This is a genomic window from Jannaschia maritima (assembly GCF_030973515.1).
In the GTDB taxonomy this organism is placed as follows: domain Bacteria; phylum Pseudomonadota; class Alphaproteobacteria; order Rhodobacterales; family Rhodobacteraceae; genus Jannaschia; species Jannaschia maritima.
This window is the reverse complement of the sequence record NZ_JARGZA010000001.1, coordinates 163,883-179,115: the sequence shown is the minus strand read 5'-3', so window position 1 is coordinate 179,115 and position 15,233 is coordinate 163,883. Positions and strand designations below refer to the sequence as shown.

The 15,233-nt window shown below is 70.0% G+C and carries 14 protein-coding genes; 6 read left to right on the top strand and 8 right to left on the bottom strand.

Translation table 11 applies throughout. The features are described 5' to 3' along the window. Window position 1: 1 nt before the first annotated feature. The gene (locus P0084_RS00900) at window positions 2-595 is read right to left on the bottom strand and encodes a lytic transglycosylase domain-containing protein (RefSeq protein WP_308914913.1); all 594 of its coding nucleotides are present in this window, start codon (window positions 593-595) and stop codon (window positions 2-4) included. Window positions 596-766: 171 nt separating this feature from the next. Here P0084_RS00900 and ssb point away from each other — a divergent pair, with 171 nt between their 5' ends. From ssb to trpE, 4 genes are all read left to right on the top strand, one after another. After that, entirely contained in the window at window positions 767-1,261 is a 495-nt protein-coding gene (gene ssb / locus P0084_RS00895; protein ID WP_308914912.1) for a single-stranded DNA-binding protein, read from the top strand. Window positions 1,262-1,278: 17 nt separating this feature from the next. After that, window positions 1,279-2,469 carry an aminotransferase gene (locus P0084_RS00890; protein ID WP_308914911.1) on the top strand — a complete coding sequence of 397 codons (1,191 nt, stop codon included), beginning with the start codon at window positions 1,279-1,281 and terminating at the stop codon, window positions 2,467-2,469. Between the two features lie 63 nt (window positions 2,470-2,532). Further along, the gene (locus tag P0084_RS00885) at window positions 2,533-4,398 is read left to right on the top strand and encodes a peptidylprolyl isomerase (RefSeq protein WP_308914910.1); all 1,866 of its coding nucleotides are present in this window, start codon (window positions 2,533-2,535) and stop codon (window positions 4,396-4,398) included. A gap of 1 nt (window position 4,399) precedes the next feature. Beyond that, entirely contained in the window at window positions 4,400-5,908 is a 1,509-nt protein-coding gene (gene trpE, locus P0084_RS00880; protein WP_308914909.1) for an anthranilate synthase component I, read from the top strand. 265 nt (window positions 5,909-6,173) lie between these two features. On the opposite strand, the gene P0084_RS00875 is transcribed toward trpE, so the two are convergent. Beyond that, on the bottom strand, window positions 6,174-6,629 hold the full coding sequence (locus tag P0084_RS00875) for a YaiI/YqxD family protein (protein ID WP_308914908.1): 456 nt from the start codon (window positions 6,627-6,629) through the stop codon (window positions 6,174-6,176). Continuing rightward, window positions 6,626-7,357, bottom strand: coding sequence for an HpcH/HpaI aldolase family protein (locus P0084_RS00870; RefSeq protein WP_308914907.1), 732 nt, complete (start codon window positions 7,355-7,357; stop codon window positions 6,626-6,628). The genes P0084_RS00875 and P0084_RS00870 overlap by 4 nt, the downstream gene beginning before the upstream one ends. 297 nt (window positions 7,358-7,654) lie before the next feature. Between P0084_RS00870 and P0084_RS00865 the strand changes: the two genes are divergently transcribed. Beyond that, on the top strand, window positions 7,655-9,433 hold the full coding sequence (locus P0084_RS00865; protein ID WP_308914906.1) for an acetolactate synthase 3 large subunit: 1,779 nt from the start codon (window positions 7,655-7,657) through the stop codon (window positions 9,431-9,433). Window positions 9,434-9,496: 63 nt separating this feature from the next. On the opposite strand, the gene P0084_RS00860 is transcribed toward P0084_RS00865, so the two are convergent. Beyond that, window positions 9,497-9,820 (bottom strand): CREC-EF hand family protein, encoded by a 324-nt coding sequence (locus P0084_RS00860; RefSeq protein WP_308914905.1) that lies wholly within the window; start codon window positions 9,818-9,820, stop codon window positions 9,497-9,499. A 75-nt stretch (window positions 9,821-9,895) separates the two neighbouring features. Beyond that, window positions 9,896-10,285 (bottom strand): EF-hand domain-containing protein, encoded by a 390-nt coding sequence (locus P0084_RS00855; protein ID WP_308914904.1) that lies wholly within the window; start codon window positions 10,283-10,285, stop codon window positions 9,896-9,898. A gap of 259 nt (window positions 10,286-10,544) precedes the next feature. On the opposite strand from P0084_RS00855, the gene ilvN reads away from it, so the two are divergent. After that, window positions 10,545-11,108 carry an acetolactate synthase small subunit gene (gene ilvN / locus P0084_RS00850; protein WP_308914903.1) on the top strand — a complete coding sequence of 188 codons (564 nt, stop codon included), beginning with the start codon at window positions 10,545-10,547 and terminating at the stop codon, window positions 11,106-11,108. A 3-nt stretch (window positions 11,109-11,111) separates the two neighbouring features. Here ilvN and P0084_RS00845 read toward each other — a convergent pair whose 3' ends face one another. From P0084_RS00845 to P0084_RS00835, 3 genes are all read right to left on the bottom strand, one after another. Then, entirely contained in the window at window positions 11,112-13,091 is a 1,980-nt protein-coding gene (locus tag P0084_RS00845; protein WP_308914902.1) for a methyl-accepting chemotaxis protein, read from the bottom strand. A 92-nt stretch (window positions 13,092-13,183) separates the two neighbouring features. Next, on the bottom strand, window positions 13,184-13,900 hold the full coding sequence (locus P0084_RS00840; protein WP_308914901.1) for an RlmE family RNA methyltransferase: 717 nt from the start codon (window positions 13,898-13,900) through the stop codon (window positions 13,184-13,186). Between the two features lie 41 nt (window positions 13,901-13,941). Next, window positions 13,942-15,081 carry a Ppx/GppA phosphatase family protein gene (locus P0084_RS00835; protein ID WP_308914900.1) on the bottom strand — a complete coding sequence of 380 codons (1,140 nt, stop codon included), beginning with the start codon at window positions 15,079-15,081 and terminating at the stop codon, window positions 13,942-13,944. Window positions 15,082-15,233: the final 152 nt, after the last annotated feature.

The following is a 15,233-nucleotide window of genomic DNA, read 5'->3' as shown; positions in this document are numbered from 1 at the left end:
CTCAGGCCTTGCCCAGGATGGCGCGCACGTAATGGCGCGTTTCCCGGAAGGGCGGCACGCCGCCGTGCTTCACCACAGCGCCCGGCCCCGCGTTGTACGCGGCGAGCGCCAGGCGCCACGATCCGAACGTCTGGTACTGCTGCGCCAGGTACCGCGCGCCCCCGTCGAGGTTCTGGATCGGATCGCGCGGATCGACCCGCAGGACGCGCGCCGTGCCGGGCATCAGCTGCGCCAGCCCCAGCGCCCCCTTGCGGCTGACGGCGGACGGGTTCCACCCCGATTCCTGCCGCACCAGGCGCAAGAACAGATCCTCCGGCACGCCATGGCGACGCGCGGCTGCGCGTGCCGGCTCCAGGAACCGGCTGCGCTGCCCGCGATACGCGGGGATCGATTCCCGCGTGGGGGTCCCCGCCCCCGGCACGCGCGGCTTCAGGCGATCGGAATGCCGGTACTGCGACGACAGCCGCCGATCCATCAACGCGGTCTGCTGCCCGAACAGGTCGGTCCGCGACTTGGACGAGAAGACCTGCGCCTGCCCCGCCGCCGTGGTCGCCATCAGACACGACACGGCCGCCAAGACCATCGTTCCCCTCATCGGCACCGTCCTCCCTACGCGCCCCCGCCGCGCGGGTCCGACGCCCCGCGCGCCTCCAGGGGGTACCGCACCCCGCCCCGAAAACCAACCCGGACGCATGCCGGCGCCCTTACCCCTCCGGCGGGCATGCTGTATGATCGCGCCAGCAATTCGGAAGCGGGGAATCGTGCGATGGCTGGCAGCGTGAACAAGGTGATCCTGATCGGGAATCTGGGCCGCGACCCGGAGGTTCGGTCGTTCCAGAACGGGGGCAAGGTCTGCAACCTGCGCATCGCGACCTCCGAAACGTGGCGCGACAAGAACTCGGGCGAGCGCAAGGAGAAGACCGAATGGCATTCGGTCGCGATCTTCCAGGAAGGGCTGGTCCGGGTCGCGGAACAGTACCTGAAGAAGGGCTCGAAGGTGTACATCGAAGGGGCGCTGCAGACCCGCAAGTGGCAGGACCAGTCCGGGCAGGACCGCTACAGCACGGAGGTCGTGCTCCAGGGCTACGGCGGCACGCTCACCATGCTCGACGGACGCGACGGCGGCGGCGGCGGCGGCATGGGGGGCGGCAACGACGGCTACTCGGACGACCGCCGCGGCGGCTATGGTGGCGGCTCGTCGGGCGGGGGCAACGACGGCTATGGCGGCGGCTCCGACATGGACGACGAGATCCCGTTCTGACCGCGGACCCCGCGACCATGCCCCTCCACGTCGATCCGCGCGTCGCCGCCACCGCCCCGCCCCCCGTGATGGAGGCGCGGCGCTGGCTGGCGGACGTGACGTTCCCGGACGACCGCCCGCTCCTGAACCTGTCGCAGGCGGCGCCCGCCGACCCGCCGCCCAAATCCCTGCGCGACGCGATGGCCCGCATTGTCCGCGACAGGCCCGACGCGCACCTCTACGGCCCCGTGCTGGGGCTGCCCGCCTTGCGCGAACGCGTGGCAGCGGACTGGTCGCGCGACTACGGCGGCGTGATCCACGCGGATCAGGTGGCCATCACCGCCGGCTGCAACCAGGCCTTCACGGCGATCATGGCGACGCTGGCGGGACCCGGCGACAACGTCGTGCTGCCCCTGCCCTACTACTTCAACCACAAGATGTGGTGCGACATGGCGGGGGTGGAATCGCGCCTGCTGCCGCCGGGCGCGGACCTGCTGCCCGACCCGGACGTCGCCGCGAAGGCCATCGACGACCGCACCCGGGCCATCGTCCTCGTGTCGCCCAACAATCCGGCCGGCGTCGAATACCCCCCGACGCTCCTGGCCGCGTTCCGCGACCTGTGCCGATGGCGGAACATCGCCCTGATCGTGGACGAGACGTATCGCGACTTCCACTCCGCCGCGGGCGCGCCGCACGACCTGTTCGCCGATCCCGACTGGGACGGGGTCCTGATCCAGCTCTACAGCTTCTCGAAGGCGTTCCGCCTGACCGGGCACCGCACCGGCGCGATCGTCGCCGCCCCCGCCCGGCTGGCGGAGGTCGAGAAATGGCTCGACACGGTCACCATCTGCCCCGCGCAACTGGGCCAGCACGCCGCCCTGTGGGGGATGGAGAACCTGGGCGAATGGCTGGCCGGGGAACGCCGCGCGACCCTGGACCGGCTGGCGGCGGTCCGCACCGGCTTCGCCGCGATGCCCGGGTGGCGCCTCGAAGGGTCCGGGGCCTACTTCGCCTATGCCCGCCATCCCTTCGACCGCGAAGCGTCGGACGACCTGTGTCGCCGCCTGGTGCGCGACGCGGGCGTCCTCCTCCTGCCGGGAACGATGTTCGGCCCCACCCGGGCCCATGGGGGCGACGGCTTCGCCGAGGCGACGGTGCGGATCGCCTTCGCGAACGCGGATCTCGATGGCATCGCGACCCTGTTCGACAGGTTGCGAACGCCCCTCTGACCGCCGCTTGCTCCCGGCGGGGGCCGCGCCTATCAAGCGCCGATCCAAGCGCGGGGGGCCGGGATGGCGGACAAGCCCAAGAAGAAAACGAACGTCCTGGTCTGGATCGTGCTGGGCCTCCTGATCCTCGCGCTGGGCGGGTTCGGCGCGACCAACTTCGGCGGCTCGCTCAGCACGGTCGCGACCGTCGGCGATCGCGAGGTGACGGTGGAGGAATACGCCCGCGCCATCCAGAACGAACAGCGCAGGCTGGCGCAGGCCACCGGCCAGGATCTCACCATCCAGCAGATGCAGTCCTTCGGCCTGGACCGACAGGTGATGGAACGCCTGCTCGCGGTCGCCGCCCTGGACGAGGAAGCCGCCGCGATGGGCCTGTCCGTGGGCGACGCGGAGGTCGCGACCCGCATCCGCGCGAACCCCGCCTTCCAGGGGGTGTCGGGGCAGTTCGACCGCGAAGGGTACGCCTTCGCCCTGCGCGACGCCGGCCTGAACGAACGCCAGTTCGAGGGGGAGGTCCGGACCGAAGCCGCCCGCGCCATCCTGGAGGCCGCGATCATCGGTGGCACCGCCCCGCCGCCCGGCTATGCCGAGACCATCGCCGCATGGCTGTCGGAAACGCGCGACCTGACGATCGGCACGGTCACCAACGACATGCTGGACGGCGGCGCCACGGCCCCCACGCCGGAAGCGCTGCAGGCCTTCTACGACGAGAACGCCGACGCCTTCACCCGCCCCGAACGCCGCCGCATCACCTATGCCATCGCCACGCCGGAGGACGTCGCCGCGACCGTCGAGGTCACGGAAGGCGAAGTCCAGGCCCTCTACGACCGGGACGCCACGCGCTATCGCCTGCCGCCGCGCATCCTGGCCGAACGGCTGGCCTTCGCGGACGAGGCCGCCGCACAGGCGGCGCGCGAGGCGATCGAGGCCGGCGAACGGACCTTCGCCGACTTCGTCGCCGACCGTGGCCTGACCCTGCAGGACGTCGATCAGGGCACGCTGACGCGCGACGCGCTCGACCCCGATCTGGCCGATGCGCTGTTCGGCGCGGACGGCCCCGGGCTGGTCGGACCGATCCAGACCGATCTGGGCCCCGCGCTCTATCGCGTCAACGCGATCCTGGACGAACGCATCACCCCGTTGGACGACGTGCGGGCGGAGCTGGAGCAACTGGCCGCCGCCGACGCCGCGCGCCGCCGCATCGACGCCGCGCGGGAGGAGATCGACGACCTCCTGGCCGGCGGCGCGACGCTGGAGGAGCTGGACGCCGAAACGATCATGACGCTCGAGACGACCGAATGGGACGCCGATCAGGCGTCCGGCGTCGCGGGCTACGCCGCGTTCCGCGAAGCGGCGGCGGCGCTTCGGGACGGCGACTTCCCCGAACTGATCGACCTGCCCGATGGCGGGCTCCTGGCGATGCGCCTGGACGGGATCGAACCCGCCGCCGTGCCGCCCCTGGACGACATCCGCGTCACGGTCGAAGCGGCGTGGCAGGACCAGGCCCTCGCCGAACGGCTCTACGCCCTCGCCGGGCGGATGGCCGAACGGCTGCGCGCGGGTGAAACCTTCGCCGATCTGGGGCTGACCCCACAGACTTTGGATGCCGTTGCCCGCGACGCCGACGTGGAAGGCGTGCCCGACGCCCTGATCGGCGCGGCCTTCGACTTGCCGGAGGGCGAGGTCGCCACGCTGCAGGGCGATCAGTTCCAGGCCTTCGTATACCGCGTCGATGCCGTGACGGAGGCCGACCCGAGCGATCCCGCCTTCGCCGACGTCGCGCGCGCGGTGGAGGATCAGACCCGGCGCGAGGTGGCCGCCGACGTCTTCGCCGCCTTCGGCCAGTCGGTGCGCGAGGATACGGGCTTCACCGTCGACCAGGCGGCGGTGCAGGCCGTGCAGGCGCAGTTGCTGGGCGGCGGGCTCTGATGTGGCGGTGATCCAGCCGGCCTTCGACGCCTTCGCCGCCGACCACGACGCCGGACGGAACGTCGTGCTCTGGACCCGCCTGCCCGCCGATCTGGACACGCCCGTCAGCCTGTCTCTCAAGCTGGCCCATGCCCAGCCGCACAGCTTCGTGCTCGAATCGGTCACGGGGGGCGAGGTGCGGGGCCGGTACTCCATCGTCGGCATGAAGCCTGACCTGATCTGGGAATGCCGCGGCACGTCCAGCCGGGTGAACCGGGCCGCGCGCTGGGACCCCGACGCTTGGGAGGACACGGGCGAACCCCTGGCCGCGATCCGCAGCCTCCTGGACGAATCGCGCATCGACCTGCCGCCCGACCTGCCCGCCGCCAGCGCGGGCCTGTTCGGATATCTGGGCTACGACATGATCCGCCTGGTGGAACGCCTGCCCGACGTGAACCCCGATCCGCTCGACCTGCCGGACGCCGTCCTGATGCGCCCCTCGGTGGTGGCCGTTCTGGACGGCGTGAAGGGCGAGGTTACGCTCGTCGCGCCGGTCTGGGCGGGGGGCGGGACCAGCGCGCGCGCGGCCTATGCCCAGGCGGCGGAACGGCTGCAGGACGCGCTTGGACACCTGTCCCGCCCCCTGGCGGAAGCGCGCGACCTGGCCGAGCCGATCGATCTGGCCGAACCCGCATCGAACTTCACGCGGCAGGGCTATCTGGACGCGGTCGCGAAGGCGAAGGACTACATCGCGGCGGGCGACATCTTCCAGGTCGTTCCCTCGCAGCGCTGGACCCACGACTTCCCCCTGCCGCCCTTCGCGCTCTACCGCGCGCTGCGCCGCACGAACCCGTCGCCCTTCATGTTCTACTTCGACCTGGGTGGCTTCCACGTCGTCGGTGCCAGCCCGGAGATCCTGGTCCGCGTGTTCGGGCGGGAGGTCACGATCCGCCCCATCGCCGGCACCCGCCCCCGCGGCGCCACCGCGGACGAGGATCGCGCGAACGAGGCCGACCTGCTGGCGGACGCCAAGGAGCTGGCCGAACACCTCATGCTGCTCGACCTGGGCCGCAACGACGTCGGCCGCGTGGCCCGCACGGGCACGGTCCGCCCGACGGAACGGTTCGCGATCGAACGCTACAGCCACGTCATGCACATCGTCAGCAACGTGGTGGGCGAGCTGTCGGAGGATCACGACGCCCTGTCCGCGCTTCTGGCGGGCCTGCCCGCGGGCACGGTGTCGGGCGCGCCCAAGGTCCGCGCGATGGAGATCATCGACGAGCTGGAGCCGGAGAAGCGCGGCGTCTACGGAGGCGGCGTGGGCTACTTCAGCGCGGGCGGCGACATGGACATGTGCATCGCGCTGCGCACCGGCGTGCTGAAGGACGGCAAGCTCTACGTCCAGGCCGGAGGCGGCGTCGTCCACGACAGCGATCCCGAGGCCGAATTTCAGGAGACCGTCCACAAGGCCGGCGCCCTCGTGAAGGCGGCACGGGAGGCGGGCCGATTCGTGCGCCGGGGAAACGGTTAGGACGACCCACGCATCGAACGCACCGTGCGGTCAACCGCTGCGCGGCGCGCACGGCCGCCACCGTCGCGCCGTATGCACGGGGGGTGTACAGGGGGTGTACGGGGGGTGCATGCGACGTCCTGCCGCGGCACGAATGGATCGAGATCGACCGACCCCCGCAACACCGTTGATATTGCGAGCGGAATCACGCCCCTTACAATTCGACCCAATTCGTCCGCCGGATACCGCACGCTCGACGGTACACCCCCTCCCCGAACGCCCTGTTTCAGAACCCCATCCGCGTCAGCACGCGATCCAGCCCATTCTTGAACGCCGCGCGGTCCTTCGGCCCGAACGGGGGCGGCCCGCCGCCCTGCCCGCCGGTCATGCCTTCGATGCCCGGGCGCAACTCGGCCATCAGGTCGCGCGTGGCCGACACGTTCCCGATGTTGGCCTGCGTCATCTCGCGGCCCCGGAAGTCCAGGCACGCCGCGCCCGCCTTCAGCGCGCGATCCATCAATGGGACGTCCGCGGTCAGGACCAGCGCGCCAGGCCTTGCCACGGCGGCGATGGCGTCGTCCGCGGCATCGAACCCGTCGCCGGCTGCGAAGAACCGGATCAAGGGATGATCGGGAACCCGAAGGTACTGACCCGCCACGAGGATCACCTGCACGTTTCGGCGGATGGCGACCTCGCAGACCTCCCGCTTCACCGGGCAGGCATCGGCGTCCACCAGGATCACCGCCTCGGCGCCCCGGCCAAGGCTTGCCGCAACAGCACCGCATCCGCCCCCATCGCCACGACGTTCGCGCCGGCCTCGACCCAGACCTCCGGTTCCGCGGCGAAGATGCCCGCGGCGACGCCCGCTGCCCGGATGCGTCCGATGGCATCCCGGCAGGCGGCGATCACCGCCGGATCGGATGGCGCGGCCCCCATGTCGCCGGCCAGGTCCGCCGGTCCCAGGAACACGCAATCGACCCCGTCCACCGCGCAGATGTCCTCCAGGGTCTCCAACGCCTTCCGGCTCTCGGCCTGCACCCAGATGGACAGGTTCCGGTTCGCCCGCTCGGCATGATCCCTGTCCCGCCCGAACCCCGATGCCCGCGTCACCGCCGCCCCGTTTCCCCGTGTCCCGGCAGGGGGATACCGGCAGGCCGACACGATTCCGCGCGCAGTCGCGGCATCGTGGACCATCGGCACCAGGACGCCATCCGCCCCCAGGTCCAGCGCCTGCTTCAGGACCCAGTCCTCGCCGCAAGGAACGCGCACGATCGCGGGACAACCGCCGGCCCTTGACGCGATCAAACGCTCGCGAATACCCGACGGGTCCCAAGGCCCGTGCTCGCCGTCCAGGACCAGCCAGTCGAACCCCGCCTCCGCCGCGACCTCCGCGGCGACCGCCCCCGGCAGGACCTGCCACAACCCCCGAAGGACGTCGCCACGCGCCAGCCGTTCCGCCAATACATTCATGCCGCCGGGGTGCCACGCGTCGTTCGGCCAAGCAAGCCGGGGCACGGTCGCGAAACGATATGTCCCCCCACGGGCGATTTCAGAAATATCCTCCGCGCCGGTTGACGGGGGTTACGGCATCGTTAATGGTGCGCGAACACGCAAAGGTGGGTCTATGACCGGACTACTCGTAATCGTATCGCAAGGGTGCATGGGTCGCTGAGGAAGCGGCAGCCATAACAGGTGACCATGTGCCCCCGGAACCCGAAAGGTCCGGGGGTTTTTCGTGGCTGCACGGCAAGGATGGGACGACGGACGATGAGCACGCGACAGAACGCGAAGGCGGGGCGCCAGATGACGGGCGCCCAGATGGTGGTGCAGGCGTTGAAGGACCAGGGCGTCGACACCGTGTTCGGCTATCCGGGCGGCGCCGTCCTTCCGATCTACGACGAGATCTTCCAGCAGAACGGCATCCGGCACTATCTCGTGCGCCACGAGCAGGGCGCCGTCCACGCCGCCGAAGGCTACGCCCGGTCCACCGGCAAGATCGGCGTGGCCCTGGTGACCTCCGGTCCGGGCGCGACGAACGCCGTGACCGGCCTGACCGACGCGCTGATGGACAGCATCCCGATCATCGTCCTGACGGGACAGGTTCCCACCTTCATGATCGGCTCCGACGCGTTCCAGGAAGCCGACACCGTGGGCATCACCCGTCCCTGCACCAAGCACAACTGGCTGGTGAAGGAGACGGACCTCCTGGCCCCCGTCCTGCACGAAGCGTTCCACGTCGCCACCACCGGCCGCCCCGGCCCCGTCCTCGTTGACATCCCGAAGGACGTGCAGTTCGCCACCGGCCACTACGTCGAGCCGCGCCAGGCCCCGACCGGCCATTACCGGCCGCGCCTGAAGGGCGATCCCGAGATGATCGAGGACATGGTGGACGCGATCGAGCGCGCGGAACGTCCCGTCTTCTATACCGGCGGCGGGGTCATCAATTCCGGCCCCGCGGCCAGTCGGCTGCTGCGCGAGCTGGTGGATGCCACGGGGTTCCCGATCACGTCCACGTTGATGGGGCTCGGCGCCTATCCGGCGTCGGGTCAGTCGTGGCTGGGCATGCTGGGCATGCACGGCACCTACGAGGCCAACATGACGATGCATGGCTGCGACCTGATGCTGAACATCGGCGCGCGCTTCGACGATCGCATCACCGGCCTGCTCGGCGCCTTCAGCCCGAAGTCGACGAAGGTCCATGTCGACATCGATCCCAGCAGCATCAACAAGGTCGTGAAGGCCGACATTCCCGTGCTGGGCGACGTCGGGAACGTGCTGGAGGACGTGCTGCGCCTTTGGAAGGCCCGCGGAGGCAAGGTGAACCGCGCCGCGATCCAGAGGTGGTGGGCCCAGATCGAGCAGTGGAAGGCGGTCGACTGCCTGCGCTTCGAGCCCTCCACGAAGACGATCAAGCCGCAGCACGCCCTGACCCGGCTGGAAGCGCTGACCAAGGACCGCGACCGCTACGTCTGCACCGAGGTCGGGCAGCACCAGATGTGGGCCGCGCAGTACATGGGGTTCGAGGGACCGAACCGCTGGATGACGTCGGGCGGCCTGGGCACGATGGGCTATGGCCAGCCGGCGGCGATGGGCGTGCAGGTCGCCCATCCCGATGCGCTGGTCATCAACGTCGCGGGCGAAGCGTCGTGGCTGATGAACCTGCAGGAGATGGGGACCATGGTGCAGTACCGCCTGCCCGTGAAGCAGTTCATCCTGAACAACGAACGCCTCGGGATGGTCCGCCAGTGGCAGGAGTTGCTGCACGGCGAACGGTACTCGGAATCCTGGTCCGAAGCCCTGCCCGACTTCGTCAAGTTGGCGGAAGCGTTCGGCGCGAAGGGGATCCTGTGCTCCGACCCCGCCGACCTGGACGACGCCATCTCCGAGATGCTGGACCATCCTGGACCCGTCATCTTCGACTGCCTGGTCGAGAAGCACGAGAACTGCCTGCCGATGATCCCGTCCGGCAAGGCCCACAACGACATGCTGCTGCCCGACGGTGAAACGCAGGGCGTGATCGACCAGAAGGGCAGTGTCCTGGTGTGACCTCGTGGATCGTGCAATCCGGCCGACGGCACCCCGTGGCCCCGGCCGATCGACGTTCGTGCGTCAGTATTCCTCCCGGTACACCCCCGCGGCCGCCAGTCCGCGCATAGCCTCCAGCTCCGCGTCGTCGAGGTAGCCGTCGTCGTTCGCGTCGTATTGCGCGAAGTATCCCTGGCTCAACTCGACCACGGTGAACGCACCGTCACCGTCGAGGTCGAACGTTTCGGGCACCCGGGTCGCCCCGATCTCCCCCGGGGTGAGATACCCGTCCGCATCGGCGTCGAGGCCGTCGAGCGCGGGCAGCATCGCCCAGGACAGGGGCGTATCCTGGGCTGCGGCCGCCGTGCCGATCAGCAGCGCGGCGGCGAGGGTCAGGGGTCGGATCATGGCGTAGCTCTCCCGTTCCAGTGGGGAGGATGTAACCCGGTCGGGGATCGCGGCCAGTCCGCACGCCCCCTGATCCTACCGCGCCAGGACGCTGCCGGGCGCCAGGTCCGCCTGTGCCGCCGGCAGTTCGTCGGCGTCGATCGTGCCGGACCCGTTCCTGTCGTAGCGAACGAAGAACACCCCGTTCAGCTCGGCGGTCCCCACCAGCCCGTCCGCGTCGCTATCGGCTTCCGCGAACGGGCGGACCGCTTCGAGCGGGGCGTACTCCGCGGCATCCAGTTGGGCGTCGCCGTTGGCGTCGAGCCCGTCCAGGGGAGCGGACGCGCCGAAGGCGGTCACGAACTCCTGGGGACTGACGATGCCGTCTCCGTCGCCGTCCCAGGTGGTCGTGTCCTGCGACAGGGCGGGCGCGGCCATCGTCAGCATCGCCGTGGCGGCGGAAGCGAGGTGGCGGACATAGGGCATGTGATGTCTCCTTCTGTCGCAGTTGGACGCCCGGACCGATGTCGAGGCTGGCACGACGGTGGAAGCGTATGGTGGGGGAGCCCATCCCCCTTCGGCGACGGGCCCCACCCGGGCGAAAAACCGGCTCGGGATCGGCGACGTCCTGCCCGTCCGTCCGCCGGCCGCCGCCCAGGGCGGAAACCGGCCCGCGCGAACTGGCCCTTTCGGCGGCAGGTCGCGAACGGTAAGGTCGCCCCGGTCGAGGAACCGGGAGGGGACGATGTCCGCGCTCAAGATCAAACGTGGCGCCACCAGCCACTCCGCCTACAACCTGCGTCCGAACTTCTCGGACGTGCAGGAGCGGCACACCCTCGCCGTGATCGTCGACAACGAGGCGGGGGTCCTGGCCCGGGTCATCGGCCTGTTCTCCGGCCGGGGCTACAACATCGAAAGCTTGACCGTGGCGGAGGTCGATCACGAAGGCCACCGAAGCCGCATCACGGTGGTGACCACTGGAACGCCCCAGGTGATCGAGCAGATCAAGGCGCAACTGGGCCGGATCGTCCCCGTCCACGAAGTGCACGACCTGACGGTCGAGGGCGCGTCCGTGGAACGCGAGCTCGCGCTGCTGAAGGTGGCGGGCGAAGGCGACAAGCGGATCGAGGCGCTGCGACTCGCGGAGATATTCCGCGCGAACGTGGTCGACAGCACGCTGGACAGCTTCGTGTTCGAGATCACGGGCGACGTCGGAAAGATCGACGCCTTCGCCGACCTGATGCGCCCGATCGGTCTGGTCGAGGTCGCGAGGACCGGCGTCGCGGCGCTGTCGCGGGGGTCCGTCTGACGGTCAGGCGGCGTCCGCTTCCGTCCCGGCGACGCCCCGATCGGAGTGGCTGAACCGGTCAACCAAATCCCCCATCGTCCTGGCTTCGACCGACAGCGCGTGCGTGGCGGAGGTCATCTCCTCCTGCATCGCGGCGTTCGACTGGGTGACGCCGTCCAGTTCGGCCAAGGCCGCGTTGACGTCGTCCAAGCTGCCGGCCTGATCGACCATGGCATCCTTGAGCGTGGCCATCAGGGTGGAGACGTGCCCGACGGAATCCTCGATCGCGCTCAACCCGTCGTTCGTATCGCCGACGAGTTCGACCCCATCCGCCACGTGGGATGCGCTTTCCCGTATCAGCCCGTCGATGTCGGCGGCCGCCTTCGCGGTGCGCGACGCGAGCGCCCGCACCTCCGACGCGACGATCGCGAAGCCGCGGCCCGCGTCGCCTGCGCGCGCGGCCTCCACCCCCGCGTTGAGCGCAAGGAGATTGGTCTGGAACGCGACCTCGTCCAGCAGTTCCGTGATGGAGGAGATCCGGTCGGCGCTGGACGCGATCTTCGCCATCGCGTCCACGGCGTCGCCGACCACCCGCTTGCAATCCGCGGCGTTGCGACGGACGTCGCGCACGCGATCGTCTCCGGCCTTCGTGTCGTCGGCGCATTGCCGCACGATTCGGACCAGACCGTCCAGTGACGCCGCGGTTTCCTCCAGGTTGACCGCGGCGCGTTCCGTTCGCGCCGACAGATCGGCGGAGGATTGCATCAGCTCCTCCGTCTCGGCGGTCACGGTGCGCGACGATTCCGAGATCGAACCGATCACCCCGCCGAGCTGCGTCGCCGTGGCGTTCGCATCCGCCAACAGCCGCCCGAACACGCCGGGGGCATCGCAGGCACGGCGGCGCAGATCGCCCTGCGCCATGGCGCGCAGCATGTCCGACAGCGCCTCGGTCGACACCCGGACCTGCTCCGTCACGGCGTTCAATCCGACGCACAGGTCCCGCAGGATGCCGTCGGCCCCGCCCACGTCGACCGTGCGGGTGAAGTCACCCTCCGCGGCGGCTTGGACGATCGACGCGATCTCCCGTTGCAGGACGGCATCCCGGTCCGCCCGCTCCCGGGCGGTGCGGGCCTCGCGTGCGGTCCGTTCGGCATCCGCGGCCGCCGTCGCGGCGGCCCGATCGCGGCGATCGGCGTCCTCGCGGCGTCGGGCCCTCTCGGCGGCCTGCACCTTCTCGCGCGGCGCGTTCGCTTCGTGGGCCTCCCGCGCGTTCTCGCGGAACGTCCGCATGGCGAAGGCCATGCGGCCGAACTCGTCCGTCCGACCCTCAGCGGGGATCGTGACGTCCAGACAGCCACGGGCGAGGTCGGTCATCGCCCCCGTCATGCGGCGCGCATCGCGGGACAACCTGTGGCCGAGGGTTCCGGACAGGACGAGGAGCACCAAGCCGATGCCACCCGCGAGCAAGGGCAGGCGGTCGCGGGCATCCCGGGTCATCGCGATGGCGTCCACGCCCCCGGCCTCGCCCTCCTCCATCGCTTCCGCGACCTGCGCGTCGATCGAGGCGATCAGGGCGGCATACGGTTCGCCGGTGGCCTGCAGGGCCGCGAACCCTGCCGCCGCGTCGCGCGTCGCGAGGCTGATCGCGTTGCCCCGGGCGTCGTCGTAGCCATAGGCCAGCCCCGCCTCGATCGCGCCCGCCATCACGTGATTGTTCAACGCTTGACGCAGCTGGGAAAGCTCCCAGCGGAGGGCAGCGCGCGTTTCCTCCGGCCCGTCCATGACCTGCCACAGCATGTACTCGTTCGTGAGATCGTGCAGACGGACGATGTCGTCGCGCCTCTGCCGAAGATTCGACAGGGCCGGCAGCGTCTCGGCGATGTGGTGACGCGTCACCGCACCGGCCCGGTCGAGCGCGACCCATCCGACTACCGCGACGGCCGAGCAGCCGGCCAGCGCCAGGAGCGCGAGGATCATCACGCGGATCGGAATGGTCAGTCGCATGTCACCCGTCCCTCGCCTGCGTGGGGCCGTGGGATGCGGCACCCTCGCACGATGGTCGGTGCGATCGATGCAGGACGGACTTTAAGGCGGGGTTAAGTCGACTGGCCGCGGAACCCCCGGGCGACGACGAACTTCTCGGAACTATCCGCACGGCTCGCCCCCGGCTTGACGTTCGCGACGCTGTCGAACTTCTGTTTCAGGACCGACTGCAATCCCTGCTCCGCGCCGCCTGCTAGGACCTTCGCGACGAAGGTGCCGCCGGGTGCCAGGATCCCGAAGGCCAGGTCCGCCGCGGCCTCGCACAGCGCCACGATGCGCAGATGATCGGTCTGCTTGTGGCCCGACGACGACGCGGCCATGTCGGACATGACGACGTCCGCCGGTCCGTCCATCCATGCCTTGATCCGATCGTCCGCCCCGTCCGACAGGAAGTCCAGGACGTGGATCTCCGCCCCGGGAACGGGGTCGACCTCCTGCAGGTCGATGCCCAGGATGCGACCCCGGGGGCCAGCGCGATCCCCCAGGGCGTTGATGCGGGGCACGGCGACCTGCAGCCACCCGCCGGGGGCGCAACCCAGGTCGACGACGCGCGCGCCCGGCGTCAGGAACCCGTACCGATCGTCGAGCTCCATGATCTTGAACGCGGCCCGCCCGCGGAACCCTTCCGCACGCGCCCGCGCGACATAGGGATCGTTCAGCTGCCGTTCCAACCACCGGGTGGACGACAGACGCCGACCGCGCGCGGTCTTGACCTTCACCTTGAGATCGCGACGTCCGCGTCCCGACGTGTTTCCCGGTTTCTTCGCCATGGCATGCAGCTAGGCCGTCGGACGCGCCCGCGCCAGGGCGGTCAGAACGGCCCGTCCTCCAGCACCCCGTCTGCGGACATCTGCGCATAGAGCAGACCCTCGCGCAGCCCACGGTCCGCGACCGACAGCCGGTCGGTTGGCCACACCCGGAGCAGGGCCTGCAGGATCGCCGCGCCCGACATGATCAACGTGTGCCGGTCGCGGCCGATGCGGGGATCGTTGCGTCGGCCTTCGGGGCCCGCCGCCAGATAGCCACGGATCACCTTGTCGATCTGCGCCGACGTCATGCGCAGCCCGTCCACCTTGTTCCGATCGTAGCGCCGCAGGTTCAGATGCGTCGCGGCCACCGTCGTGACGGTTCCGCTGGTGCCGATGATCTGGAACCCCGGATCGACCTCGCCGGCCGCATCGGCATAGGGGCTGAACTCCGCCAGGCATTCCTCGAAGTGCCAGGACATCAGGGCGAACCGGGCGGCATCGTCCGCGACGTCCCGAAACTGGTCCTTCAGAGTGGCGACCCCCAGCGGGATCGAGATCCAGTCCACCACGTTCGCCCGCGGGAAGGGGTCGCCGTCGCCCGGCGTGAAGCCGGCATGCAATCGCATGATGGCGCGCGCCTTCTCGAGCGGCGGAACGCGCGTCAGGTCTATCCAAATCAATTCGGTCGAGCCGCCGCCGATGTCGACCACCAGAAGCTGGTCCGCCTTCTGAGACACGAGGGGCGCGCAGCTGACCACCGCGAGGCGGGCCTCCTCCTCCGGTTGGATGATCTCCAGGGACAGGCCGGCGTCACGCTCGACCAGATCGATCAGTTCGCCCGCATTCGTCGCCCGACGGCAGGCCTCCGTCGCGACCAAACGCATACGCGTGACTTCATGAGTCTCGATCTTGCGGCGGCAGATCTTCAGGGCACCCACGGTGCGCGCCATCGACCCCCGCGACAGGCGGCCGGAATGTTCCAGGCCATTGCCCAGCTGGACCGACTTGTGGAAGCTGTCGACGACGTGAAGCTGGTTGCCCTTCGGTTGCGCGATCAGCATTCGGCAGGAATTCGTCCCCAGGTCCAACGCGGCGTACAGCTCCGCCGGGTCGGGCTTGCGGATCACCGGCGCCTCCCGGACCGGGCCCACCGGACGGGGCAGGATCGCTGATTTCGGACGCTCCGGCCGTTCGGACGACATGGGATCGACCTTCCCTGGATGATGACGGGACCCTATGGCAGCGACGGGGGTCCGGCAAGACGGCTCAAGTCCGACTTGAGGGATCTCGTCGTTCGGGGCCCTTCTGGCGGCGGGGGCATCGCGGTATCGGTGTCGTCATCGTGCGGCGCCGT

Bases quoted from the DNA above. Each gene is read 5' to 3' on its own strand.
- P0084_RS00840 (WP_308914901.1), bottom strand. From the start codon at position 13,900: ATGGCGAAGAAACCGGGAAACACGTCGGGACGCGGACGTCGCGATCTC.
- P0084_RS00870 (WP_308914907.1), bottom strand. From the start codon at position 7,357: ATGAATGTATTGGCGGAACGGCTGGCGCGTGGCGACGTCCTTCGGGGG.
- P0084_RS00835 (WP_308914900.1), bottom strand. From the start codon at position 15,081: ATGTCGTCCGAACGGCCGGAGCGTCCGAAATCAGCGATCCTGCCCCGT.
- ssb (WP_308914912.1), top strand. From the start codon at position 767: ATGGCTGGCAGCGTGAACAAGGTGATCCTGATCGGGAATCTGGGCCGC.
- P0084_RS00860 (WP_308914905.1), bottom strand. From the start codon at position 9,820: ATGATCCGACCCCTGACCCTCGCCGCCGCGCTGCTGATCGGCACGGCG.
- P0084_RS00845 (WP_308914902.1), bottom strand. From the start codon at position 13,091: ATGCGACTGACCATTCCGATCCGCGTGATGATCCTCGCGCTCCTGGCG.
- ilvN (WP_308914903.1), top strand. From the start codon at position 10,545: ATGTCCGCGCTCAAGATCAAACGTGGCGCCACCAGCCACTCCGCCTAC.
- P0084_RS00890 (WP_308914911.1), top strand. From the start codon at position 1,279: ATGCCCCTCCACGTCGATCCGCGCGTCGCCGCCACCGCCCCGCCCCCC.
- P0084_RS00885 (WP_308914910.1), top strand. From the start codon at position 2,533: ATGGCGGACAAGCCCAAGAAGAAAACGAACGTCCTGGTCTGGATCGTG.
- P0084_RS00900 (WP_308914913.1), bottom strand. From the start codon at position 595: ATGAGGGGAACGATGGTCTTGGCGGCCGTGTCGTGTCTGATGGCGACC.
- P0084_RS00865 (WP_308914906.1), top strand. From the start codon at position 7,655: ATGAGCACGCGACAGAACGCGAAGGCGGGGCGCCAGATGACGGGCGCC.
- P0084_RS00855 (WP_308914904.1), bottom strand. From the start codon at position 10,285: ATGCCCTATGTCCGCCACCTCGCTTCCGCCGCCACGGCGATGCTGACG.